Source organism: Paenibacillus sp. J22R232 (assembly GCF_056269165.1).
The window spans coordinates 19,814-43,424 of record NZ_JBWDNK010000010.1; the positions used below are offsets into that span (position 1 = coordinate 19,814).

At 51.1% G+C, this 23,611-nt stretch carries 24 protein-coding genes; 17 read left to right on the plus strand and 7 right to left on the minus strand.

Features of this window, described 5'->3' with window-relative positions; all coding sequences use genetic code 11:
* The first annotated feature begins 100 nt into the window (after positions 1-100).
* The 6 genes from AC0YN3_RS23725 (at position 101) to AC0YN3_RS23750 (ending at position 4,183) form a co-directional block, all read left to right on the plus strand.
* Positions 101-397, plus strand: a complete 297-nt coding sequence (locus tag AC0YN3_RS23725; RefSeq protein ID WP_475777416.1) for a LiaF transmembrane domain-containing protein — start codon at positions 101-103, stop codon at positions 395-397.
* Between the two features lie 76 nt (positions 398-473).
* A complete protein-coding gene (locus tag AC0YN3_RS23730; protein ID WP_183568913.1) occupies positions 474-1,160 on the plus strand; it encodes a PspA/IM30 family protein in 687 nt (228 codons plus the stop codon).
* Positions 1,148-1,615 (plus strand): PspC domain-containing protein, encoded by a 468-nt coding sequence (locus AC0YN3_RS23735; RefSeq protein WP_475777417.1) that lies wholly within the window; start codon positions 1,148-1,150, stop codon positions 1,613-1,615. The genes AC0YN3_RS23730 and AC0YN3_RS23735 overlap by 13 nt, the downstream gene beginning before the upstream one ends.
* A gap of 1 nt (position 1,616) precedes the next feature.
* Complete coding sequence (locus AC0YN3_RS23740) at positions 1,617-2,324, plus strand: PspA/IM30 family protein (RefSeq protein ID WP_475777418.1); 708 nt, start codon at positions 1,617-1,619, stop codon at positions 2,322-2,324.
* Positions 2,325-2,474: 150 nt separating this feature from the next.
* Entirely contained in the window at positions 2,475-3,476 is a 1,002-nt protein-coding gene (locus tag AC0YN3_RS23745) for a sensor histidine kinase (RefSeq protein ID WP_475777419.1), read from the plus strand.
* 47 nt (positions 3,477-3,523) lie between these two features.
* Positions 3,524-4,183, plus strand: coding sequence for a response regulator (locus tag AC0YN3_RS23750; RefSeq protein WP_475777420.1), 660 nt, complete (start codon positions 3,524-3,526; stop codon positions 4,181-4,183).
* A gap of 10 nt (positions 4,184-4,193) precedes the next feature.
* Here the strand turns inward: AC0YN3_RS23750 and mobB are convergent, their stop codons facing one another.
* A complete protein-coding gene (mobB, locus tag AC0YN3_RS23755; RefSeq protein ID WP_475777421.1) occupies positions 4,194-4,694 on the minus strand; it encodes a molybdopterin-guanine dinucleotide biosynthesis protein B in 501 nt (166 codons plus the stop codon).
* Positions 4,695-4,814: 120 nt separating this feature from the next.
* On the opposite strand from mobB, the gene AC0YN3_RS23760 reads away from it, so the two are divergent.
* The gene (locus tag AC0YN3_RS23760) at positions 4,815-6,179 is read left to right on the plus strand and encodes a molybdopterin molybdotransferase MoeA (protein WP_475777422.1); all 1,365 of its coding nucleotides are present in this window, start codon (positions 4,815-4,817) and stop codon (positions 6,177-6,179) included.
* A 504-nt stretch (positions 6,180-6,683) separates the two neighbouring features.
* Here the strand turns inward: AC0YN3_RS23760 and AC0YN3_RS23765 are convergent.
* Both AC0YN3_RS23765 and AC0YN3_RS23770 read right to left on the minus strand, forming a co-directional pair.
* Complete coding sequence (locus AC0YN3_RS23765; RefSeq protein WP_475777423.1) at positions 6,684-7,370, minus strand: hypothetical protein; 687 nt, start codon at positions 7,368-7,370, stop codon at positions 6,684-6,686.
* 140 nt (positions 7,371-7,510) lie between these two features.
* Positions 7,511-7,879, minus strand: a complete 369-nt coding sequence (locus tag AC0YN3_RS23770; protein WP_475777424.1) for a hypothetical protein — start codon at positions 7,877-7,879, stop codon at positions 7,511-7,513.
* Between the two features lie 104 nt (positions 7,880-7,983).
* Here AC0YN3_RS23770 and AC0YN3_RS23775 point away from each other — a divergent pair, with 104 nt between their 5' ends.
* From AC0YN3_RS23775 to AC0YN3_RS23810, 8 genes are all read left to right on the plus strand, one after another.
* Positions 7,984-8,817 carry a YwmB family TATA-box binding protein gene (locus tag AC0YN3_RS23775; RefSeq protein WP_475777425.1) on the plus strand — a complete coding sequence of 278 codons (834 nt, stop codon included), beginning with the start codon at positions 7,984-7,986 and terminating at the stop codon, positions 8,815-8,817.
* Positions 8,818-8,955: 138 nt separating this feature from the next.
* A complete protein-coding gene (gene zwf, locus AC0YN3_RS23780; RefSeq protein WP_475777426.1) occupies positions 8,956-10,512 on the plus strand; it encodes a glucose-6-phosphate dehydrogenase in 1,557 nt (518 codons plus the stop codon).
* Between the two features lie 40 nt (positions 10,513-10,552).
* Positions 10,553-12,139, plus strand: a complete 1,587-nt coding sequence (locus tag AC0YN3_RS23785) for a peptide chain release factor 3 (RefSeq protein WP_475777427.1) — start codon at positions 10,553-10,555, stop codon at positions 12,137-12,139.
* A 164-nt stretch (positions 12,140-12,303) separates the two neighbouring features.
* On the plus strand, positions 12,304-13,371 hold the full coding sequence (locus tag AC0YN3_RS23790; RefSeq protein ID WP_475777428.1) for an undecaprenyldiphospho-muramoylpentapeptide beta-N-acetylglucosaminyltransferase: 1,068 nt from the start codon (positions 12,304-12,306) through the stop codon (positions 13,369-13,371).
* Between the two features lie 391 nt (positions 13,372-13,762).
* Positions 13,763-14,827, plus strand: coding sequence for a LacI family DNA-binding transcriptional regulator (locus tag AC0YN3_RS23795; RefSeq protein ID WP_475777429.1), 1,065 nt, complete (start codon positions 13,763-13,765; stop codon positions 14,825-14,827).
* 100 nt (positions 14,828-14,927) lie between these two features.
* A complete protein-coding gene (locus AC0YN3_RS23800) occupies positions 14,928-16,091 on the plus strand; it encodes a Gfo/Idh/MocA family protein (RefSeq protein WP_475777430.1) in 1,164 nt (387 codons plus the stop codon).
* A gap of 50 nt (positions 16,092-16,141) precedes the next feature.
* Positions 16,142-16,864 (plus strand): ThuA domain-containing protein, encoded by a 723-nt coding sequence (locus AC0YN3_RS23805; protein WP_475777431.1) that lies wholly within the window; start codon positions 16,142-16,144, stop codon positions 16,862-16,864.
* Positions 16,865-16,910: 46 nt separating this feature from the next.
* Complete coding sequence (locus AC0YN3_RS23810; protein ID WP_475777432.1) at positions 16,911-18,011, plus strand: Gfo/Idh/MocA family protein; 1,101 nt, start codon at positions 16,911-16,913, stop codon at positions 18,009-18,011.
* A gap of 178 nt (positions 18,012-18,189) precedes the next feature.
* Here the strand turns inward: AC0YN3_RS23810 and AC0YN3_RS23815 are convergent, their stop codons facing one another.
* The 3 genes from AC0YN3_RS23815 to AC0YN3_RS23825 form a co-directional block, all read right to left on the minus strand.
* A complete protein-coding gene (locus AC0YN3_RS23815) occupies positions 18,190-19,059 on the minus strand; it encodes a glycine betaine ABC transporter substrate-binding protein (protein WP_475777433.1) in 870 nt (289 codons plus the stop codon).
* Positions 19,060-19,122: 63 nt separating this feature from the next.
* Complete coding sequence (locus tag AC0YN3_RS23820) at positions 19,123-19,959, minus strand: ABC transporter permease (RefSeq protein ID WP_475777434.1); 837 nt, start codon at positions 19,957-19,959, stop codon at positions 19,123-19,125.
* Positions 19,946-21,154: a quaternary amine ABC transporter ATP-binding protein gene (locus tag AC0YN3_RS23825; protein WP_475777435.1), complete on the minus strand. Its 1,209-nt coding sequence runs from the start codon at positions 21,152-21,154 to the stop codon at positions 19,946-19,948. The genes AC0YN3_RS23820 and AC0YN3_RS23825 overlap by 14 nt, the downstream gene beginning before the upstream one ends.
* 241 nt (positions 21,155-21,395) lie before the next feature.
* On the opposite strand from AC0YN3_RS23825, the gene AC0YN3_RS23830 reads away from it, so the two are divergent.
* Together AC0YN3_RS23830 and AC0YN3_RS23835 are read left to right on the plus strand one after the other, a co-directional pair.
* Positions 21,396-21,953, plus strand: a complete 558-nt coding sequence (locus AC0YN3_RS23830; protein ID WP_475777436.1) for a GbsR/MarR family transcriptional regulator — start codon at positions 21,396-21,398, stop codon at positions 21,951-21,953.
* A 194-nt stretch (positions 21,954-22,147) separates the two neighbouring features.
* Positions 22,148-23,353 carry an alpha-D-ribose 1-methylphosphonate 5-triphosphate diphosphatase gene (locus AC0YN3_RS23835; RefSeq protein WP_475777437.1) on the plus strand — a complete coding sequence of 402 codons (1,206 nt, stop codon included), beginning with the start codon at positions 22,148-22,150 and terminating at the stop codon, positions 23,351-23,353.
* On the opposite strand, the gene sspI is transcribed toward AC0YN3_RS23835, so the two are convergent.
* Positions 23,347-23,580, minus strand: coding sequence for a small acid-soluble spore protein SspI (sspI, locus tag AC0YN3_RS23840; protein WP_183568956.1), 234 nt, complete (start codon positions 23,578-23,580; stop codon positions 23,347-23,349). The genes AC0YN3_RS23835 and sspI overlap by 7 nt on opposite strands.
* Positions 23,581-23,611: the final 31 nt, after the last annotated feature.

A 23,611-nucleotide genomic window follows, 5' to 3' on the forward strand; every position in this document is an offset into this window, starting at 1 on the left:
AAAATTGATCTAAACTAAGTACATAAGCAAGAGCAACACACGCAAGGCACGAAACAAAAAATGAAGAAATTCTAATGGTCGAAAGGAGATGGATTTGGAGATGAATGGTAAAAGCGCATTGGGTGTACTGCTAATCATCGTCGGCAGCATCGCGGTACTTAATTTTGTAGGTGTTCATTTCGGAGCGATACTCGGTTTCTTGCTTCCGTTCATACTGGTCGGATTCGGGATTGTCGGCTGGATGAACAACAAGAAATGGATCGGCGGCATACTTATCGCAATCGGCGGCATGATGCTTCTTGGCAAGCTTGGCGGCGTAATCGTATTGCTGCTGGCAATCGGGTTGATCGTTGGCGGTGTAAGCCTCTTTAAGAAAAACAAACGCAGCGCTTACTAATAACTGCGAATGAAAATATAGAAGCGCAAGAAGATTAGAGCGGTTTTGCACCGCAAAACGCTAAGGAGGACATGGAATGAGTATTATGAAGCGAGTACGCGACATTACGGTTGCTACATTAAATGAACGGCTTGAGAAGTCAGAGGATCCGGTTCGAATGATTGATCAGTTTCTCTGGTCTACAAGAGAAGATATTATACAGGCGGAGAAGCTGTACCAGCAATACGCAGGGCATAGCAATCACCTGAAAGCACAATGGCTGCAAGCGGAAGAGCAGAAGGAACGCCGTGAGAATCAAGCCTTGACTGCCTTGAAGGCGGGAGAGGAGCAGCTGGCCAGAATTGCCTTGCACGAGAAGGCAGGCTGCGAAGAGCGTTCCATGCAATACCGGGAGCTGTTCGAGCAAAGCCGCCAGAACACGCTTGATCTGGAAGAGCAGCTGCGCGAGATGCGCAGCGAATACCAAGCGGTGTACGACAAGCGCGAATATTATGCGGCCCGCATGGAATCATTAAGATTGCAGCAGCGCCTAAACAGTCGTTACGCGAACGGGTTCGGCGATCATGGCGCTCAATCGGGCGCAGCGTTTAGAAGGCTTGAGGATCGGATCAGCGGCATGGAGCATGAAGCCAAGAGCTTGCGCGACATCCGCAGAATGGGGCAGGAATTCGTAACGGAAGCGGGTAATACCGTACAATCCGTTATAGAACGCGAGCTTGAGCAGCTGAAGCGAAAGCTTGAGAAAGAAGGATGGACGTCTTGAGGAAATTTTACCGCTCATCACGCGACAAAAAGTTATTCGGTCTTTGCGGCGGCTTAGCAGAAATGTTGAATGTTGATGCGACGCTCCTGAGGATTTTACTTATTATTGTTACGGTAATCACTGGTGGTGGCGTCATCCTTGTATATATTCTTGCTGGTCTGGTTGTGCCGAAAGAACCGCCGGTTTACTCCAACTTTGGCCCTAACGGCTTCGGTAACGGATATGGGGGCGGCTACAACCCTGGATATGGCCATCAACCGAATACGCCATTCGGAGGACCTTACAAAAACCCGCCGCAAGCACCGGGCGCTTGGAATACGCAAGGCCCTGCACCGCAGCCATCACCATCGTCCCAATTTGACAGTATGATGGATGATCTGGAGAAAAAAGCATTGCGCCGTGAAATTGAAGAATTGAAAGCCAAAATTGCTAAATACGAGAAGGGAGATTTTTAATATGGGAATTTTCAAACGCATGAAGGATATGACGAAGGCATCGCTAAATGAGGCATTGGACAAAATGGAGGATCCGATTGTCATGCTGAATCAATACCTACGCGACATGGAGTCCGAAATCCATCAAGCCGAGGTAACCGTAGCGAAGCAGATGGCTAATGAGCGCCGTATGAAGCAGCGCTTGGAAGAAACAGTGCGCAGCGCGGCAGATCGTGAATCGAAAGCGGAAGCAGCGCTAAGAGCCGGCCAAGAGGAGCTCGCACGCAAATTGCTGGAAGAGAAGCTTTATTTCGACCAAAAGGTAACGGAATATGTCGAGCTTCACGGACAATCGAAGTCCCAAGCTGAGGAATTGATGCAGCAGCTGCACACGATGAAGGAAGAGTTCTACCAATTGCGCAACAAACGCAATGAGCTCGTTTCCCGTGCACAGGTTGCCAAAGCGCAGAAGCAGATGGCGCAGCTTACCGCAAACCATACGATTGACAGCGGCTCAGCATCACGCGGCTTCTACCGCATGGAAGAGAAAATTATGCAGCTTGAGGCTGAGGCAGATGTTCTTCGCACTCCGTATTCGTACAGCGGCGCGAAAAGCACCTTCAACGCTGCCGATGCAGAGAAGCAGATCAAGGTTGATGAGCAGCTGCAAGCATTGAAAAACAAGCTGAATCCTACGGCTTCGCTTACGAAGGAATCAACTGAGGAATAGCACGAGGAACGATGAGAGAAGCGGACCGTCTAACGGTCTGCTCTTTCATGCGTTTGGCCTATTATGCCAGTGAACAAGAATATACAATGAAATACACTGACATAAGCTTGCGATACAGGTTAAACTAGTACATAGAGGGAAGTGAGCCGTATGGAGCAAGGCAACAAAGCCGACCAGCCGAATCATGCGGCCCGCAGGCGCAATGTAGCAGAAACGGTATTATGGCTGCTTATTATTATTAGTTTGGTCGTTATCGTCCTGCAAGGCATCGGATACGTGGAGCTGTTCACGCTGCAGGGCAAATGGGCAGTCGTCGGGCTGACGATTGTTGGAGCCGGACTTGCAGCAGCAGCGTTGAACGGTTATTTGCAAAATTCGAAGCTGAAGGAAACGCTCAAGCGGATGACCGAACAGCAGATGAAACGTCGCTTTACGGTCACACTGAGCAACGGCGAGAAATCGGACAACGAGGTTTCTGAGCAGGAGCAAGTCGATCCGAAATGGACGGAGAAAGTAAAATTCACTGCCGTTATCGAGGAACGCCAGCGGCTGGCGCGCGAGCTGCATGATGCGGTAAGCCAGCAGCTATTCGCGATTTCCATGACGGCGACTGCGGTCAGCCGGACCATTGATCGTGATTGGGAACGCGCAAAGCGGCAGGTACAGCTTATCGAGGAGATGGCTGCCGTTGCCCAATCAGAGATGCGTGCTTTGCTGCTTCATCTTCGGCCCGTCCACCTGGACGGAAAAAATCTCGGGCAGGCGCTTACCGTGCTGGTGGATGAGCTGAAGCAGAAGGTGCCGATGACGATCATGCTGGAGGTGGATGAGACGATCGTTCTGCCTCCGAATGCTGAGGATCATCTGTTCCGAATTGCCCAAGAGGCTTTGTCCAATACGCTGCGGCACTCGAAAGCAGAGAGTATGGATATTAAGCTGGTGCGGTTAAATAATCAAGTTTATATGAGCCTGCAGGACAGCGGGATAGGTTTTGACCTTGAAGCGAAAAAACAAACCTCTTATGGGCTTCTTACAATGGAGGAGCGTGTGATGGAGCTGGGCGGATCTCTGCAAATGATTTCCAAGCCTGGACAAGGCACCATGATTCAAATATGGATTCCTGCCGAATTGCAACGAGAGACGAAAGCATAAACCAAGCTTATTTTTTATAATAAAAGGCGGTGTAAGGCGTGGAAGCAATGGAACAATTAACTCAGCCGATCAAGGTGCTGCTTGTCGATGATCATGAAATGGTACGGATCGGGCTTGCGGCGGTGCTCGATACCGAAGACGGCATCGAGGTTGTCGGCGAAGCAAGCAATGGGATGGATGGAATCCGACTGGCACAGGCTTACAAACCGGATGTTGTGTTGATGGATTTAGTCATGGACGGCATGGACGGCGTGGAGACGACAGCAAAGCTGCTCGAGCTTTATCCGGAATGCAAGGTTATCGTGCTTACCAGCTACTTAGATGACAGCAAGCTTTATCCGGTCATTGAAGCGGGAGCGTTCAGCTATTTGCTGAAAACGTCGCGGGCGACTGAAATCGCGGATGCGATTCGCGCTGCTGCGCGGGGACAATCGGTATTGGAATCGCAGGTTGCGGCCAAAATGATGAATCGTTTCCGCCAGCCCAAGCAGCAGGAGCAGGCTCCGCTGCATGATGAGCTGACCGATCGCGAGATGGATGTGCTGAAACGCGTGGCGCAGGGAAGATCCAATCAGGAAATTGCCGATGAGCTGTTTATCGGTGTCAAAACCGTCAAATTTCATATTACGAATATTTTTAATAAGCTTGATGTGGATGACCGCACGCAGGCGGCTATTTACGCGCTGAAGCAAGGAATTGCAGAATAACAAGCAAGCATCACGAAAGCGGGAGCAAGGCTATTATTTTTTGATATAGGAGCGTTGGCTGGTTAACATCGATGGCATGTACCGGCGGGTTGACCGCCAAGAAATGACTTATTTCGGGCCAGACGGCAGCGGCAATCGGATTGCTGAGCTCGCTGAGAAGCGCTATGTCTTGCAAGGAACGAACCATAATAATTTTGGGATAGGAGGCATCCTTGAAGCCTTCAACTAGCACGACATCAACCTCTGTCATGCAGGCAAGCAGCTGATCCAGAGGCTCTGCATACGGCTTCAGTACGGCCGTGCGGTTAGCCGAAGTGATTGCCGTAATGTCTGCCCCGGCCGCTTGGTGCTTCCAAGTATCGGTTCCTGGGGTATCGATCTGAAAATCATGCGCATCGCGCTTAACTGTACCGACTTTATAACCTGCAAGCTTTAATAACTCCGTCAGCCGGCAAACCAATGTGGTTTTGCCGGTATTTTTGTATCCGACGATCTGGACGATGATTGGCATGATTTTCTCCTTTATGAGGCGTTGTCGGTAATTGCCAATAGTTTAACATACATTGTAAAATGAATGCTGAATATGCTGCCGTCAGGGCTAAGGTGGCAGCTAAAAGGGCGGATGATGGCGATGGTAAATGGTAATAGCGGAGAGTTTGGATCGGGAAGCCGGTCGGGGAGCTGGTTCAATCGGCGAGCCGTAAGGGTTGAAGAAGCGCAGCGGCGAGTTGTCGAGGCCGCTGCGGGGCAGGTTGTCGGCAGCGAGCTTGTCGCGCTGCACGAGAGCGGCGGCCGCAGGCTTGCGCAGACGGTGACGGCGTCAAGCGATTGGCCGCCCTTCGCGCGCTCGGGCCTCGACGGCTACGCCGTGCGCGCGGCAGATATCGCGGAAGCGTCGCCGGAGAAGCCGGCGGCGCTGCGCGTTGTGTACGAGGTCGCGGCGGGCCAAGTGGCCCCGGCGGCCTTGCAGGCGGGCACGGCCGCGCGCATCATGACCGGCGCGGCTGTGCCTGAAGGCGCGGACGCGGTCGTGATGCTCGAACAGACCGCGGAGGCGATGCTGGCGGACGGCTCGCGCGCGGTGCTGATTAAGCGCGCGGGCGCCGCAGGCCAGCACATTGCGCCCTGCGGCGAGGAGTTCCGCCGCGGGGGCGTGCTTGCTGTGACCGGCACGCTTGTGCGGCCGGGCCATGTTGCGCTGCTCGGCACCTTCGGCTATGCCGAGGTGGCCGTGCGGAAGCGCCCGCGCATAGCGGTATTTGCGACCGGCAGCGAATTGCTGCCGGTCGCGGCGCGGCTTGCCCCTGGGCGAGTCCGCGACAGCAACAGCAGCATGGTTGCGGCGATGGTTCATCAAAGCGGTGCAGAGCCCTTGCTGCTCGGCACGCTGCCGGATGAGCTTGAAGCGGTTGAAGCGGCTCTTGCCGACGCTTGGGAGCGGTCCGATCTCATCGTAACGACAGGCGGTGTGTCCGTAGGCGATTTTGATGTAATGGCAGAGCATATCCGAGCCTTCAAGGACGGCAGCGGGTTGCAAGCGAAGGTACGGCTGGACAGCCTTCATCCGGTTGCAGAGCGGCCAGCATCACGGCTTCTATTCGACAGAGTTGCAATGAGGCCAGGCAGCCCGACTTCTGCCGCAGTCATGGACGGTAAGCTTCTATTTGCCTTATCTGGCAATCCGGGAGCGTGTTTCGTCGGATTCGAGCTGTTCGTGCGCCCGGCTATCCATCTGTTGTTAGGCGTTCATGAAGCATTGCCTACAGTCGTGCGAGCGAGGCTCTTGACGGCCGTTGATAAGCCGAGCCCTCATGATCGGTTTGTACGCGCGCGTCTCGTCAGCGGGGAAGACGGCATGCTGTCAGCAGATCCGCTCGCATTCGCCAAGTCCAGCATGATGGCCTCAATCGCCGAAGCGGAAGGACTCGTTATTATTCCCGCCGGTTCAAAGGGAGCGGAGGCTGGCGAGGCTGTCGACGTTATTTTAATTCCGTAAATAAAATGAGCAGTCATGCTTAGGGATAAATAAACTTAACTGGAAGGAAATAGAGGGGGAGAAGGCGAATATAGTGATAAGCTCCTATTGCTAGATCCGTCTGGAACCGCATAACAATCATATCGCCGAAGTTTCTACCGTGCAACGGATAGAGCCCTCCGTCCTGCATGTTATACAGGAAAGAGGGCATTTTTTAAAATATAGGAAAGTATATCATTTCGCCAACTTTCTTTATATGTCTAAGCGAAACGTAAGCTTAGCCGCCAGAAGACGGCTTCAGCCGTTTACGCTTGACGTATAGAAAAGGATATGAGGTTGCTCATCCTTTCTCTATACGTTTCGCCGAAACGATGGCGTCTATGGAAAGGACGCGGTCAGGCGTTTCTTCTTAAAATATAGGAAAGGATATGATTTCGCCATCCTTACTCTATATTTCTCGGAATGAAACACGCCGCGCCGCCAAAGACGGCGACAGCCGTTTCACCTTATGTAGCGTTGGTTAGATTACAAATATTGATTGATAATTAACCCGACGTATGGAACGGGAGAGTAGGTTTGCGCAGAATTGAAATAGGCAGCATACGGAAGGGTCGACGTTAGCTCGGGCTGTAGAAGGTCTTCCGGCTTCTGCTGTTCCGTATAGGCCAAAGCAACCTTCAGGTCTGTCAGTAGCCCGCTCGTTCCGAGGAGCAGCCGCTTCATCCGTTCAACGTTCACCTGCGTTGTGTCCGTCGGCTTCGCAGTTTGGCCTTCAATGACCCACTGTCCACACTTTATGTCTCGCTGCAAGCCGATCTCTTGAACAGCCGGGTGGCGAAGAGCTTGCTCGATGGTGAGCCACAGCTCAGGGTTTAAATCGCCTTTCCCCTGCTTATACTGATTTTCGAGATCACTGACGAGAAGAGCGAGCTGGTCCAGGCTGCCTTCAATTGGCTCATGGTTGTCAAGCTCGCGTCCAAGCTTAATGGACAGCTGATTCATAGCATGCTGGGACTGTCTCGCTGTCTGAAGCCAGGAAGCTGCATGGCCTGCTGCTTGGTGGAAAGTGCGACTCCATTCATTGTTATGCTCCGGCGCAAGCTGCGGCTCTCCGTCCCTATATGGATAATAAGCATAAGAGCTGACGGCTTGCACGGGGGTATAAGCCGATGACCGTTCAATGCTCCTGATGGAGCGAATAGATGAGCTCATAAGCAATCTCCTCTCTACCTTCTTCTGCGAGTCCTTCGACAGCATACTATACCGCGCATGAAAAGGCTGGCGAAACTTGTCAATGAATGATTCCCAAATAAAAAAAGCGGCATCACGCGAACCGTTAGCCGCTTTGTCGATTACAGCAGCAGGAATAGAAAAGCGACGAGGGCGAAATCAAGCGCAAGCGCTCCGCCCCATGGATAATAAGGACGCGGCCCATAGTAGTAAGGATCATAAGGGTAAGCTTGTGTTTGTGCTTGCGGAACAACTGCTTTCGTTGGAAGCTCTTTTTTACCTTTACCGCTTTTTTTCTTTTTTGAAACAGTTGGCTGCGTTTGGGTTACGTTTGCCTCAAGATCGCCTGCTTCCGCGTTAAGCAGAACTTTGCCTCCGCTGCATGAGCTAAGTATGCCGACATGGCGCGAACCATCATTCATAACGACGCATACCGGATAGCCGCAAAACCGATTAACGACGTCTTCATGCAATGGATAAATAGGTTCCATCTGCTAATGACACCTCCATTTGATCATTCCTGCAACTAGTGTATTCACCTACAGGCGAACGTGTATGGATGTTTACCCATTCCGAGAGGACAGGAGCGAAAATCATGTACATTCCGAATCAAAACGTACCGGCAAGGCATCGTTTATCGGCAAAGCAGCGTGCGAAGCGTACCAAGCAGGGAGTGCTGCTTGCTTTGGCAGTGATCTCCGTATGCGCGATATGGGCCATTTGGCAAGCAGACCAAGCACCAAGGGAAACGACGTCGGCGGAGCAGCTGCTTCAGCATGATTTGAAGGCTTTATGGGAATGGAGCGATGATCAGATAAAAGGCGGTTCAGTTGGCGCGAGCTGGTCGATTCGTTGGGATGTGACAGGAAAAGCAGGTTCAATGCAAGAGCTTACGTCGCAATTATTCGCGGAGGAGAAGGGGGAAGCGGTAGATAAGATTGTCGGCAATGAAGGGAAAACGGTCTCCGGCTTAGTCGCGAAATATGGAGGAAAAGTATCCTTGCATTTGATTCAAAAGGACAGTCAAAGCGAGCAGCTCATGATCCTTCTAGAGTCGGCAAGCGCGACGAGCATCGAGAAGGAGAGCCTACTGCAAAATTCAGCGGATATTTCGTCGAGGATTGCACTCGTTTCGCCTGCTTTTACGAGCAGCATGAAGGTACAAGGCTATACGAAGCATGACCAGACTATCCAAAGGATGACGAGGCTGACCGATGCTAAAACCATAGACCGCTATGAGGATGCAGGCACGATTAGCGAAACATTTTATACCCGCATGCTGCATTCTGTCATTCCTGTCGAAAACGGCAAATCTGCAAACTTTCAAGTTGCCTTGCATAAAGATACAGACACCGGAAATACCGAATTGACGATCGGAATACCAGTTATTACTGGAGAATACAGCGTTTCCAAGGCTGAAAGTGACTGAAATAGCCGTTCTGATTAGAATAAGTAACGGATCTTATCAGTATTTTTTATGATAAGTTGAATAGCGAATTATAGTTGGATATGCTAAACTACATAACATGTGAAGCTGTATAAAATACATAGGGAAAGAATGAGGCAAATGACATATACGAATACTCTTGAATCCGTCTCCGCAGAGGGCGCTGTCTACTATCTGTTCGGAGCAACGGGCGATTTGGCTCGGCGCAAGCTATTCCCAGCCCTTTTCAGTTTATATAAAGAAGGCAAGCTTTCGGAGAACTTTGCCGTAGTCGGCCTTGCAAGACGTCCTCGCACGAATGAGCAATTCCGTGCCGACCTGTACGAATCCATCGTGGAATTTTGCCGGTATAAAGCGGACGACGCCGAGCTTTGGAACCGTTTTGCCGAACATTTCGTATACATGTCTCTGGACATCAACGATGTGGAAGGCTTCAAGGAGCTTAGCAAATTATCGGAGCAACTTGACGCGAAATTCGACATTCCAGGCAACCGCCTCTTCTATTTGGCTCTGGCGCCGTCGCTATTCGGGCCGGTTTCGTTCAACCTGCGCGACGGCGGGCTGCTTGAATCGAAGGGCTGGCACCGTGTCGTTATCGAGAAGCCTTTCGGCTACGATTTGCCATCAGCGCAGAAGCTGAACGAACAGATTAACCAAGTGTTCAAAGAGGAAGAAATTTATCGGATCGACCATTACCTCGGCAAGGAAATGGTTCAAAATATTCAAGTCATTCGTTTTGCGAATGCATTTTTTGAGCCTTTGTGGAATAATAACCATATTGCCAATGTTCAGATTACCCTATCGGAAACGGTGGGCGTAGAGGATCGCGGCGGATATTATGATAAGTCAGGCGCTTTGCGGGACATGGGCCAGAACCATATGCTGCAAATGCTGACGATGATCGCCATGGAGCCGCCAAGCCGCTTGCACGGAGAAGATATCCGTGACGAGAAGGTAAAGGTGCTTCGCTCTTTGCGCAATTATAAGTCCAGCGATGAAGTGCGCGAGAATGTTGTTCGCGGGCAATACAGCGAAGGCAGCCATCACGGGAAGGATCTTCCCGGCTACCGTCAAGAGGATTCGGTCGGTGAGGACTCAACGACTGAAACGTATTTCGCTGCCAAAGTATTTGTGGATAATTTCCGCTGGGCTGGCGTGCCGTTCTATATCCGGACAGGCAAGCGTCTTCCAGTCAAAACGACGGAAATCGTCATTGAATTCAAATCGATGCCGCAGAACGTCTTGTTCGCGCAGCGTCATGATCTCGCTCCGAACCTGCTCGTTATTCGCGTAAATCCGCTTGAGGGCATATATATTAAAGTAAATGCAAAGACACCGGGCGAGAACAATTCCGTTCAGCCGGTAGCAATGGAATTCTGCCAAAGCTGCCAGATCGGCTTGAACACGCCGGAAGCTTACGAGCGCCTTATCCATGATGCAGCACGCGGAGATTCAACCTATTTCACGCGCTGGGACGAAGTGTCGCAGGCTTGGGCATTCGTTGACCGCATCGCACAAGCTTGGCGCGAGGACAAAAACGATCTGAAGCTATACCCAGCCGGATCATGGGGTCCGGATGCAGCGAACCAGATGCTTAAGGATGATGGCTTCCATTGGTGGCCGGTTAACGGACAAGAGGAAGATAAAGTCATTTGGGTTTCGAACAGCGGCAAATAACCGCTGACCGCATACCTTACGTAATGAAGGGAAGTCAAGCATGAGCAAATCGTTAAGCGAAGAAATAAAACAGGAAGTAGATAAGCGGCGTACGTTCGCGATTATCTCTCACCCTGATGCAGGGAAAACAACCCTAACTGAGAAGCTCCTCCTATTCGGAGGAGCCATTCGGCTTGCAGGGTCAGTCAAGGCGCGCAAAGCGAGCCGACACGCCACCTCCGACTGGATGGAGATCGAGAAGCAGCGGGGAATTTCCGTAACGTCGAGCGTAATGCAGTTCGATTATTTGAATCACCGCGTCAATATACTCGATACGCCAGGTCACCAAGATTTCAGTGAAGACACGTACCGTACGCTTACCGCAGCCGACAGCGCCGTCATGCTTATTGACGTTGCGAAAGGCGTAGAGGCACAAACGATCAAGCTGTTCCAAGTTTGCCGCAAGCGCGGCATTCCGATTTTTACTTTTATCAATAAGCTGGACCGCGAAGGCCAAAGCCCCTTTGAATTGATGGAGGAGCTGGAGCGGGTGCTAGGCATCCGTGCAGTACCGATGAACTGGCCGATCGGCATGGGCCGCGAGCTATGCGGCGTGTACGACCGGATGAAGACCCAAGTAGAGCTGTTCCAAGGCAATGACCATTCCACGATCGAAGTACGCAAGGTCAGCGATTATAATGATCCGTTGATCCGAGAGATGGCTGGCGATTATTTGACGGACCAGCTGATCGGCGATCTGGAGCTGCTTGATGTTGCAGGCGATCAATTCGATTTCGAGAAGGTGCAGGCAGGCGAGCTGACTCCGGTGTTTTTCGGCAGCGCGGTCAATAACTTCGGCGTGCAGACATTCCTTGAGAACTTCCTGCAGCTGGCGCCTAAGCCAACCTCACGCAACAGCACGACTGGACAGGTAGATCCTACGAATGAGAAGTTCACCGGCTATGTGTTCAAAATCCAAGCCAATATGAATCCAGCGCATCGCGATCGGATCGCTTTCTTGCGTATTTGCTCCGGCAAATTCGAAAGAGGCATGAGCGTACGCCATGTTCGTAACGGCAAGGATATCAAGCTTGCGCAGCCGCAGCAATTTCTTGCGCAGGATCGCGATATCGTAGATACAGCATACCCAGGCGACATTATCGGTTTGTTTGACCCAGGCATATTCCGAATCGGGGATTCCTTATCCCAAGGCGGAGAAGTTGTATTCGACGAGCTGCCGACGTTTTCCCCGGAAATATTCGCCAAAGTAACCGTCAAAAACGCGTTAAAGCATAAGCAGTATCAGAAAGGCATTGACCAGCTGACGGAAGAGGGCACTATTCAGGTGTTCCATTCCACAGGCAACTTCGACGAGACGATTCTCGGCGTGGTCGGCCATTTGCAATTCGAGGTATTCGAGCATCGGATGAAGGCGGAGTACGGCGTCGATATTCAACTGCACCGCATGCAGTTCCAATTCGCGCGCTGGATCGTGGATGACAATATTGATCCCGGCAAATTCCGTATCAATACGACGCTTGTGAAGGATAAAAAAGGCAATTACGTCGTCTTGTTCGAGAATGAGTATGCGATGCGTACCGCTATCGACAAGAATCCGACCTCTAAGTTTTTGGAGACGGCGCCTTAAGCATTCGTTTATAAGAAGCCGGCAGCATCCCCAGCCTACCCTCGCAGCAGCGCAGGAGGCTGGGGATGCTTTTTCTTTTGCGCTCAAATAAAGGAAATGCAGTGCTAAAAAACAGGTTTGCCCGTATAATAGATGGATAAAAAACGATAGGTGGCTAGTCATTCATGAAAACAATCATGTTCACCGGGGGAGGCTCAGCCGGACACGTTACCGTTAATTTGGCCTTGATCCCGCGGTTTTTGGAAGAGGGCTGGTCAGTTCAATATATCGGATCGGAGAGCGGTATTGAACGGCAGCTTATCGCAACGATTCCCGAGGTCCAATATTTCCCTATTTCGACCGGCAAGCTCAGACGGTACATTGATATGCAAAATATTAAAGACCCTTTCAAGGTTGTGAAGGGGCTCTTTCAGGCGTATCGGCTTATTAAAAAGAACAAACCGAATGTTATTTTCTCCAAAGGCGGCTTCGTGTCAGTGCCCGTTGTGCTTGGCGCATGGCTGAACAAGGTGCCTCTGCTTATTCACGAATCCGATTTAACGCCGGGATTGGCAAACCGGATTTCAATCCCGTTTGCCACTGGCGTGTGCACGACCTTCCCTGAGACGGGAGGCATGCTGAAGGCTGACAAAAGCAGGCATGTCGGGGCTGTTATCCGTGAAGAGGTAAAGCAAGGAAACGCAGATCGCGGCAGAGCCTTCTGCGGCTTTACGAGAAGCAAGCCCGTCATTCTTATCATGGGCGGCAGCCTTGGGGCGCGGAAGATCAATACGGCGGTCAGGCAGTCCTTGACGGCTCTTACCAAGCAATTTCAAATCGTACATTTATGCGGGAAAAATCAGGTTGACCCTTCGCTTGCGATGCCTGGTTATAAGCAATTCGAGTATGTGAACGAGCAGCTGCCAGACGTGCTGGCCATGACCGATCTGGTTATTTCGCGCGCAGGGTCCAACTCTATTTTCGAGTTTCTCTCCCTGAAAAAACCGATGCTGCTCATTCCGTTGACGAAGGAGCAGAGCCGCGGCGACCAAATTCTGAACGCGCAGTCGTTCGAGAAATCGGGCTACGCCGATATTCTTTATGAGGAAAAGCTGACCGCAGTGACGCTTGCTGAGAGCGTTGACCGGTTGTACGCGAACCGGGCTGGTTACGTGGAACGGATGAACTTGAGCGAGGAAGCGAACGCGCTGTCTGCTGTCTTTGATTGGATTAATGAAATCGCAAAGAAGTAAACAATGGCTAGCTTTAAAGGGCTTTCTCATTATGGATAGAAGAATTGACCAATCCCAATTCCATGCGGTGCACAAAAAAACCTACAGCTCCACTATAAAAGTGGAGCTGTAGGTTTTTTAACCCCATTTCACTTAACAAGCTGCAGCTGAATATTTCAAAACGGAGTTGGAGGACCGCCTCTTTTAGCTGCCTAACCTGGTGTCTGGAAATTTGTATCAATTAGAGCATTGACGGTGAAACGTTTTCATGCAATAATGTACGCGTGTACATTAGTTGTTCAAACGATACAGATTCATTAGAATGAACGGTTAGACAATGACCTTGAATGAGTAAAATGAAATTTTGTGGCAAACGTTATGTAGTCACCATTAAAGCAAGGTTCACTATGCATTGAAGCACCACATCAGCCATATCAGGAGGCAATCGATCATTAGCAGGAAAGAAGTTGCGAAGCTGGCAGGTGTCTCCGAGGCAACCGTGTCTAGGGTATTGAACAATGTCGGCCCCCTGAAGGAAGAAACGCGGGAGCGGGTGCTGCAGGCTGCTGCCGCAGTCGGTTATGTCCCGAATGCGCTGGCACAGCAATTCGCTAGGCGGAGAAGCGGGAATATCGGCGTTATCCTGCCATTTGTGCCTAAGGTGCACCTGTTCTCCACCTATTATTTCTCGGAGATATTAAGCGGGATCGGCGAAGCGGCAAAGCGCTGCGGCTACGACCTGCTGCTTATCTTCAGGGAGCCTGACGGGGCGAGGGATTACGCGAAACTTTTTCGAACGCAAAAGATCGATGCCTGCATCGTGCTAGGTTCGCAGGACGTGCCGGAAGAACGTGCTGCGCTGGCTGAGCTTAAAGCGGGGGAATATCCATTCTGCCTGGTTAACCAGCGTTATGACGAAGCAGCCTATGTTACCGTGGATGCGGATCATGTGTCCGGCAGCATGGAAGCTGTCCGTCATTTGCTTGAGCAGGGCTGCCGCAGCATAGCTTTCATCAATGGACCGCTGCAATACTCGAATAGCACGGACAGGCTCGAGGGTTACAAGAAGGCGCTGGATGAAGCGGATATCCGTTACGACCAAGAGCTGGTTTACGTCGGCAATTACAGCCGCAAGAGCGGATACGAGCTGGCCGAGCGGCTAGCTTTGCAGATACGGTCAAAAAACGTGGATGCCATATTCGCAGCCAATGACCGGATGGCAATAGGATTAATGCAGGGCTTGCGGGAGATCGGCCTTGAAGCGGGGAAGCAGTATGCAATGGTCGGATACGATGATTCAGACGGCTCACGCATCATAAGTCCTCAGCTTACGACCGTTGCGGTGCCCTTTTACGAGATGGGCAAGCTGGCAGCTGAAAGGCTGCTCGACCAAACACAAGCGGGTGAAGCTGGGGACGCAGCAGGCAGCCTGCTGCCCATCCAGTTGGTCATTAGGGAAACATCAACCTGTGAATGAAGTGTAACTGCGCAAGCAGTTTCATCCTTTGGTTCAATCGCGAAGCGGATTGCCGCAGAAGTCAGCGGGTTGCGTTTACGCATAAGAGAGGCGGTAGGTTATGGATAAAATAAGAGTTGGCATGGTGGGCTATAAGTTTATGGGCAAGGCGCACAGCAATGCGTACCGCGCGCTCCCGATGTTTTTCCCGGATTCGATCAAGCCGGAGATGACGGCGATATGCGGCCGTGATCCACAAGGATTGGAGCAAGCAAAGGCGCAATTCGGCTGGCAAAGCTCCGAAACGGATTGGAAGGAGCTTGTTAAGCGGGATGACATCGATTTGATCGATATTAATGCGCCAAGCGATGCGCATAAGGCAATCGCGCTGGCAGCGGCTGAGGCAGGCAAACATATTTTCTGCGAGAAACCGCTTGCGCTTACGCTTGAGGATTCCCGCGAGATGCTGGAAGCGGCAGAGAAGGCTGGCGTGAAGCATATGGTTGGCTTCAACTACCGATTTGCGCCAGCGGTGCAGCTCGCGAAAAAACTCGTTTCCGATGGGCGTCTTGGAGAGATTTATCATTTCCGTGCAGTATTCCTGCAGGATTGGATTATCGATCCGAACTTCCCGCTCGTATGGCGTCTGCAGAAGGAAATTGCAGGCTCTGGCTCGCATGGAGATTTAGGAGCGCATTTGATCGATATGGCTCGGTTCCTAGTTGGCGAATTTGACGAGGTAATCGGGATGAGCGAGACATTCGTGAAGGAACGTCCGATTGCTTCGACAATGACCGGCCTTAGCGCTAAAGGAAGCGAGGACGGGCCACGCGGGCCGGTTACCGTTGATGACGCGACCGTATTCATGACTCGTTTTGCCGGCGGAGCGCTCGGCAGCTTCGAGGCGACGCGCTTTGCTGCAGGACATCGCTGTACGAATGCTTTCGAAATCAATGGCAGCAAAGGCAGCATTAAGTTTGATTTCGAGCGAATGAACGAGCTTCAGGTTTATTTCACAGACGATGCGGAGGACGTGCAAGGGTTCAGGAGGGTACTGGCTACGGATCCGTCACATGCTTACATGGATGCTTGGTGGCCTGCCGGTCATACAATTGGCTATGAGCATACGTTCACGCATGAAATGCATGAACTGATGCAAGCTTTTGCCGAGGACCGTCAGCCTGTGCCGAACTTCGTAGACGGCGTGAAATGCCAAGAGGTGCTTGAGGCGGTTGATCGCTCGATTGCCGAGCGGCGCTGGGTTTCGATTAGTGAGCTAGCTTAGCCTGGAATAATAAAGTAGACGAGATCTGAGTGAGAGGCAGGGAGAATCTGATGAAAAAAGCATTAATCGTATGGGGCGGCTGGGATGGCCATCAGCCGAAAGAGGTCGCTGAAATTTTCCGCGAGGTGCTCGTTGCCGAGGATTTTGAAGTTGAGGTGTCAGACACGCTGGAAGCATTCTCTGATGCCGAGAAGCTGAAAGGGCTTGATCTAATCGTACCTGTATGGACGATGGCACGGATCGAACAGCAACTGGTCGATAACGTTTCCGCAGCTGTGCAAAGCGGAGTAGGATTGGCAGGGTGTCACGGAGGCATGTGCGACGCGTTCCGCGAAAATGTGGATTGGCAGTTCATGACGGGCGGCCAGTGGGTTGCTCATCCAGGCAATAACGGCGTGGAATATACCGTCAATATCAATAACTCATCGAGCCCGCTTACTGACGGCATCGACGATTTCACGGTCAGCTCTGAGCAATATTATCTGCATGTGGATCCTGCGGTAGAGGTGCTGGCGACGACGAGGTTCCCGATTTCGGCTGGGCCGCATTCACTCAACAAGGCTGTCGATATGCCTGTTGCTTGGACGAAGCGCTGGGGCGTTGGACGCGTATATTACAATTCGCTTGGGCATCAGGCGAATATTATCGAAATTCCTACCGTGAAGGAGCTTATGCGCCGCGGATTCCTATGGTGCGCTGAAGGCAAGGCAAAAGCGCTTGAGGCGGGAACGGCTTCAGCCGCATACAGCGGCATGGCAGATAATCAGCTGTAAGCAAAAGTGATCAAAAACTAGGATATGGGACGAGGGACGGGCGACAATGGAAAAAATTAAAGCGGGCATTATCGGTACGGGCAATATTAGCGGCATTTATTTTGAAAACGGAAACCGCTTCGACGCGCTTCAAGTAGTGGCTTGCGCGGATTTGGATGTGGAACGGGCGATTGCGCGGGGCGAGGAATTTGGCGTTCGCGGCTGTTCGGTCGAGGATTTGCTGGCAGATCCCGAGATTCAATTGATTATTAACTTAACGATTCCGCAAGCCCATGCGTCCGTATGCTTGAGAGCGCTGGAAGCTGGCAAGCATGTCTATGTGGAGAAGCCGTTTGCGGTAACGCGGGAGGAAGCGCAGGAGGTACTGGATCTCGCGGCGAGAAAAGGGCTGTTGGTCGGAAGCGCGCCTGACACCTTCCTCGGCGGCGGCATTCAGACGAGCATTAAGCTGATCGAAGACGGCTGGATCGGAACCCCGATCGGGGCTACCGCTTTCATGGTCGGAGGCGGACACGAATCCTGGCATCCGTCGCCAGAGTTTTATTATCAAAAAGGCGGCGGCCCTATGTTCGATATGGGGCCCTATTATTTGACTGCGCTTGTAGCGCTGCTTGGACCGATTACCCGTGTTACGGGCTCTGCCCGCATATCTTTCCCAGAGCGTACGATTACGAGCAAGCCCAAATACGGCCAGCAGGTTCAGGTAGAGGTTCCGACGCATATCGCTGGCGTAATGGACTTTGCCTCGGGACAGATCGGAACGCTGTTAACGAGCTTTGACGTTAAAGGCGGCTCCACCCTTCCGCGCATTGAGGTGTATGGCAGCACGGGAACGCTGCTCGTACCCGATCCGAACAGCTTCAGCGGCGAAATCAAGCTATGGCGCGCTGGCGCAAATGAATGGTCCAGCATTCCGCTAGCTTATGGCTATACGGAAAATGCGCGCGGCGTTGGCGCAGCCGATATGGCGAAGGCGATCCAAACCGGCCGCAAGCATCGCGCGAACGGCGAGCTTGCCTATCACGTGCTGGAAGCGATGCATGGCTTCCACGACGCTTCGGAGCAAGGCGTCCATTACGTAATGAAGAGCACTTGTGAGCGTCCAGCACCATTGCCGCTGGGCTTGCAGCCTTATTGCTTGGATTAATAGGACAAGAAGCATCTGGCAGGGAGACGATCGTCTCCCTGCCAGATGCTTTTTTTTGGGCTGTGTCTAATAGCCCGAGAGTATTTAAAATGCTCTTTGTCGCCGATGAAGCTGTCCAAGACGTAGCGGGTAAGCTTCATAAGAAAAAGCAGAGCGGAATCCGCTCTGCTTTTTTTACTTATTCGGTTACCCAAGCATCCACCTTGCTCGCGTTCTGTTCAACCCATGCTTTGGCTGCGGCCTCCGGCGTTTCGCCTTCTTGGATTTGAATCATAACGGCTGCCATATCATCAGGCGTCCAGTTAAACTGGTCAAGGAAAGTGAAGGCTTCGGGCTGATCCTCCTTTAATCCTTTGCGGGCAATCGTATGAATCTGCTCGTCTCCGCCGTATACATTTTGGGAATCCTCCAAATATTTAAGCTCCATCTTGGCGAACATCCAGTGAGGCGTCCAGCCCGTGACGACGATCGGCTCTTTGTTGGCGTATGCCTTCTCGAGCTGCTGTGTCATCGCTGCCGATGAACTCTCCAGCAGCGTCCATTTGTCACGGAGTTGATAAGCATCAAGTACTTTCTCCGTAGACATCATAATACCCGCGCCGGGCTCGATACCGATGATGGTATGATCAACGGCATCGCCTATCGCGCCGTTTAGTTCATCGATGCTGTTGATGTCCATGTACTGTGGTACGACAAGCCCGATTTTGGTACCCTCAAGGTTTGGTCCGAGGTCCTCGTATTTTCCGTTATATTTGGTCACGTATGAAGCATGAGTCGTTGGCAGCCAAGCAGCTACCATAGCGTCGGCGCTCCCATCGGAAATGCCGGCCCACATCGGTCCAGCGTCTACCTGCATTAGCTCAACTTCATAGTTCAATTTTTGTTCCAACACTTCTTTTACGACATAGGTGCTGGCGATTTCGGAATCCCATGCGACGTAAGCCAGCGTTACTTTTTTCTTGCTGCTGCCGCTCGAGGCGGAGCAGCCTGCTACCAATGCGATGACCAGAACAGCTGCTGCGATTATACTTATACGATTGAATTTCAAAAAATCACTCCTTAAATTTGTGCATGACATATCCCATATAGATGGTTGTTATCCTGCATGACGTTAAACGGATTTGCTTTTGCGAATAACCTGCTGCGTCAAGCGGTCCAATATGATGGCCAAAATAACGATTGCAAGGCCGGCTTCAAAGCCTACGCCGGTATTGCCCTGCGTAACGGCGCGGTAGACATAAGCGCCAACGCCTTGAGCGCCAATCATGGAAGCAATGACGACCATCGACAAAGAGAGCATGATGGTCTGATTGATACCAGCCATTATCGTCGGCATGGCAATCGGAAGCTGAAGCTTGAGGAGCTTCTGGAAAGGCGTTGAACCAAAGGCATCAGCCGCTTCCACCAGCTCTTCCGGTACCTGGCGAATGCCAAGATTCGTCAGCCTGATCGTAGGCGGTATCGCGAATATAATCGAAGAGATAACGCCAGGAACTACCCCTAACGAGAAGAATGTGACGGCTGGGAGCAAATATACGAAGGCAGGCATCGTCTGCATGAAATCAAGCAGCGGCGTAACGATTTTTTGAAAGCTGCCATACCTGGCGCATAAGATTCCGACTGGAACGCCAATCAGAACCGAGATGAAGGCCGAGGTCAAGACGAGCGCGAGCGTCTGCATCGTTTGGCTCCATAAACCGAGGTTTTCGATAATGAGCAAGCCAATTAGCGTAAATAAGGCCATTCTCCATTTCCCGATATACCAAGCTATTATCGTAAACAGCAGGATAAGAACAAGGGCTGGGAACCAATTAAGCGCCGTATCCAGCCCATTGACGGTTTCGCCGACAATCATGCGAATGAATTTGAAAAATGGGTCAAAATGGGCTTCCAGCCAAGCTTCCAGCGATTCAATCCAATCAGCTAACGGAATTTTAGGCAGATTCATGTCGAGCACCTGCCTCTAAACCGGAATTTCCTGACAATGCGGCCAGAACCGCCCCTTTGATCACAATGCCCTTAAGCCGGCCATTATCATCGATAATGGATACGGGGAACTTGGATAAGCTCATTAATTCGAACAAATCATTAAGCATCGTATCGGGCGTTGCGAATGGCGCTTCCCGTTCCATGGCTTCTTCAAGCTTCGACCCGTTTTTAATGGCATTTGCCGCATCCTCTGCCGTAATAACGCCGAGCAGCCGCATGCCTTTATCCACGACATATAAGCTTGAGACGCCGCGGTCGCGCATAAACTGCAAAGCGACACGCGGACCTTTCTCAATCGTGATCGTCTCTGGCTTGATCATGACATGGGAAGCGGTCAGCACCTTGGACAAATCGACGTCTTCAACGAAGCGTTCAACGTACTTATTGGCTGGCTGCATCAATATTTCTTCGGGTGAACCGATTTGTACGATGCTTCCATCCTTCATCAAAGCGATCTGATCGCCAATCCGCAATGCCTCATTCAGGTCATGGGTAATAAACACGATCGTTTTTTTCATTTTGGACTGGAGCTCCAGCAGCTCATCCTGCATATCCTTCCGAATAAGCGGATCAAGCGCGCTGAAGGCTTCATCCATGAGCAGAACGTCAGGATCATTGGCAAGTCCTCTTGCCAGCCCTACACGCTGCTGCATGCCGCCGCTTAGCTGATCCGGGTAGCTGTTCTCCCAGCCTTTTAATCCGACGAGCTCAAGCGAATTCATCGCCATCTCTTTACGTTTCTTTTTGTCGATGCCCTGTACCTCAAGACCATACTCGATGTTTTGAATGACGGTACGATGCGGGAAAAGCGCGAATTTCTGGAACACCATGCCGACGTTTTTCCTTCTAAAATTGCGAAGCTGCTCCGGATTCATCTTCAGGACATCCGTTCCGTTAAATAATACTTGGCCTACCGTAGGCTCAATCAATCGGTTAAGAAGACGAACAAGCGTCGACTTGCCGCTGCCGGACAAGCCCATGATGACAAATATTTGTCCTTCTTCAATGGAGAAGCTTGCTTGGTTAACCCCAACCGTAAGCTTCGTTTCTGCAAATATCTTTTCTTTAGACCATCCTTTATCCAGCAGCGGGATCGCCTTTTTCGGATCGGCTCCGAAAATCTTGGTTAGCCTCTTGGCTTCTATAATCGCCATGTTGTGCCCCCTTGTGGAATATTTCGACTCCCATAAGTTTAGTTGGTTATCTTTGCTATGGTCAAAAGGCGTGAGCCTGCGTATACTTCGTACAGTTATAACTTTACGTACTTTACATACGGTATGCTCAATATAACTCCCTTTTTCATCCCAAACGGTTTCTTTACAGATGGACAGCCCATTGATTACAATATTCAATGTAGGCATGATAGGGGGCACGACACTCCTCAGGAGGAACGACATGAATGAACTTGCAGCATTAAACGAAGAGCAGCTCATGAAGCTGCACAATACGCGCCGCCGCGTCATCGAATCAATCGGTAAAAACATGGACTTGTACGGCATAACATTATCTATTGGCCATCTATATGGAAACATGTATTTCAACCGCGAGCCGGTCACGCTTGACGATATGAGCCATACGATGGGAATGAGCAAGACATCGATGAGCACAGGCATGCGAACGCTGCATGATTTGAAGATGATAAATAAAGTATGGGGCAAGGGCTCACGCAAGGATTTGTACGAGGTTGAACCGAATTGGCATCAGAACTTCACGGATTATTTCTCAATTAAATGGAGAAAAGCAGTCGAGCAAAACATGAGTGCCTTAAACCGTTCTTTGAAGGAAAATGAAGCATTAGGGCAGCAATATGCCGACGATCAAGCTTTTCTTGACGTGTTGGGGAGCGATAAGGAGAAGATCGATGAAGCGCTGAAGTATTACAGATGGCTTGACCGTTTGATTGATTCCCTCGAAACGGGCGATATTTATACATTCATACCGAAAGAAGAATAGCAGCGTCCACCGTGAGCTTGTTGATGGCTCGCTGGCTGTCTGCGAAGCGGCCTAGGCGTATACGTCTAGGCTTTTTGCAATGCCATTGCAATCGGTGCGGCTTATTGGCATTGCCTTTCGAAAACGAGTGAATGGAATAGACGAAATATGGTAAGCTTGAGGGTATAACGATAGGATAAGGAGACAACCAGCCAATGGAGGATCGCTTGCTTGCCAATAGTAAGCCACTGCTCGTAACAAACGGAAAAGCGGTATTGCCAGATCAAATCGTTAGTACAGCCATAGCGGTTACAGGCGGGAGAATCGATACGTTTCTGCAAGGCGAAGACGCTGTTGACAGCTGGCTTCGACAGCATAGCAACGCCGTCATATTGGATGTGGAAGGGAAATATGTGCTGCCGGGATTAATCGATATCCATTGCGACGCGATCGAGAAGGAAGTGCAGCCGCGGCCTAATACATTGTTCCCGCTAAATATGGCATTGCTGGAGTTCGAGAGAAAGCTGCCCGTGCATGGCATTACAACGATGTATCACTCTTTGTCGCTCGGCGTTGGACTGAGCCTGCGCGGCGATCATTTGCTTACGGGAATGGTTGAGCATATTAATGACTACCGCAGCAAGCGTTCGGTCATCCGCAACCGCATTCATTTGCGGTTTGAGGTTTCGCATATGGCTGGCATGCCGATTGTCGAACGATTTCTCAAAGAGAAAGCAATCGATTATTTATCATTTATGGATCACTCGCCAGGACAGGGACAATACAGGGAGGCAGGCTCTTTTGAACGGTATGTCATGAAGAACCAGGGCGTAAGCCAAGAGGAAGTACGCGTCATCGTAGACGATTTAATTCACCGCAGAGAGCAGGTCAACGCCACGCAATTGCAGGAGCTTAGCAGACTGGCCGCCGCGCAAGGCATTGCGATTGCTTCGCATGACGACGATTCGGAGGAGAAGGTAGAGCAGTCCATCGATTACGGTGTGTCCGTCTGTGAGTTTCCGATCAATATTGAAACGGCGAAATTTGCATCAGCACGCGGATTACGAGTGTGCGTTGGCGCTCCGAACGTAGTGAGAGGAGCGTCCCATGACAAAAATCTGAAGGCAGTAGATGCGATAGCAGCAGGCGCAGCGGACATTTTATGCTCGGACTATCATCCCTCGTCCATGCTTGCCGCAATATTCAAGCTTGCGGAGCAGGAAGTAGCCGCTTTGCCAGCCGCAGTGAGAATGGCATCTCTCCATCCGGCACAAGCGTTAGGCACAGACGGCGAGCTTGGCTCCATCGAGGTTGGCAAAGCGGCTGATTTTGTTATTGTTGATCATTATGAAGGCTTGCCCTTTGTAACGGATACGATCATTGGTGGGCAATCCGTATATCGATCATCCGTACGTTATTGAGATGGATTGGCATGCTCGGAGTGATGAAGATGCTTATAAAGAGAATCGACCATTCGACCCTGATCCGGTTCAGAGGATTGCTGCCAAATCATTTCGAACAGAACCCCAAGCCCAGGCAATGCACGCTCATCGGCTCCAATCGAGTCTTCAATAACCTCGGATAATTCCTTGGCTGAATTGTCCTGCACGCGCCTCACAATCGCTTGGCGCAAATCAATAACTTCCATACTTCATAACCTCCTGGCGCATTCAAATTTA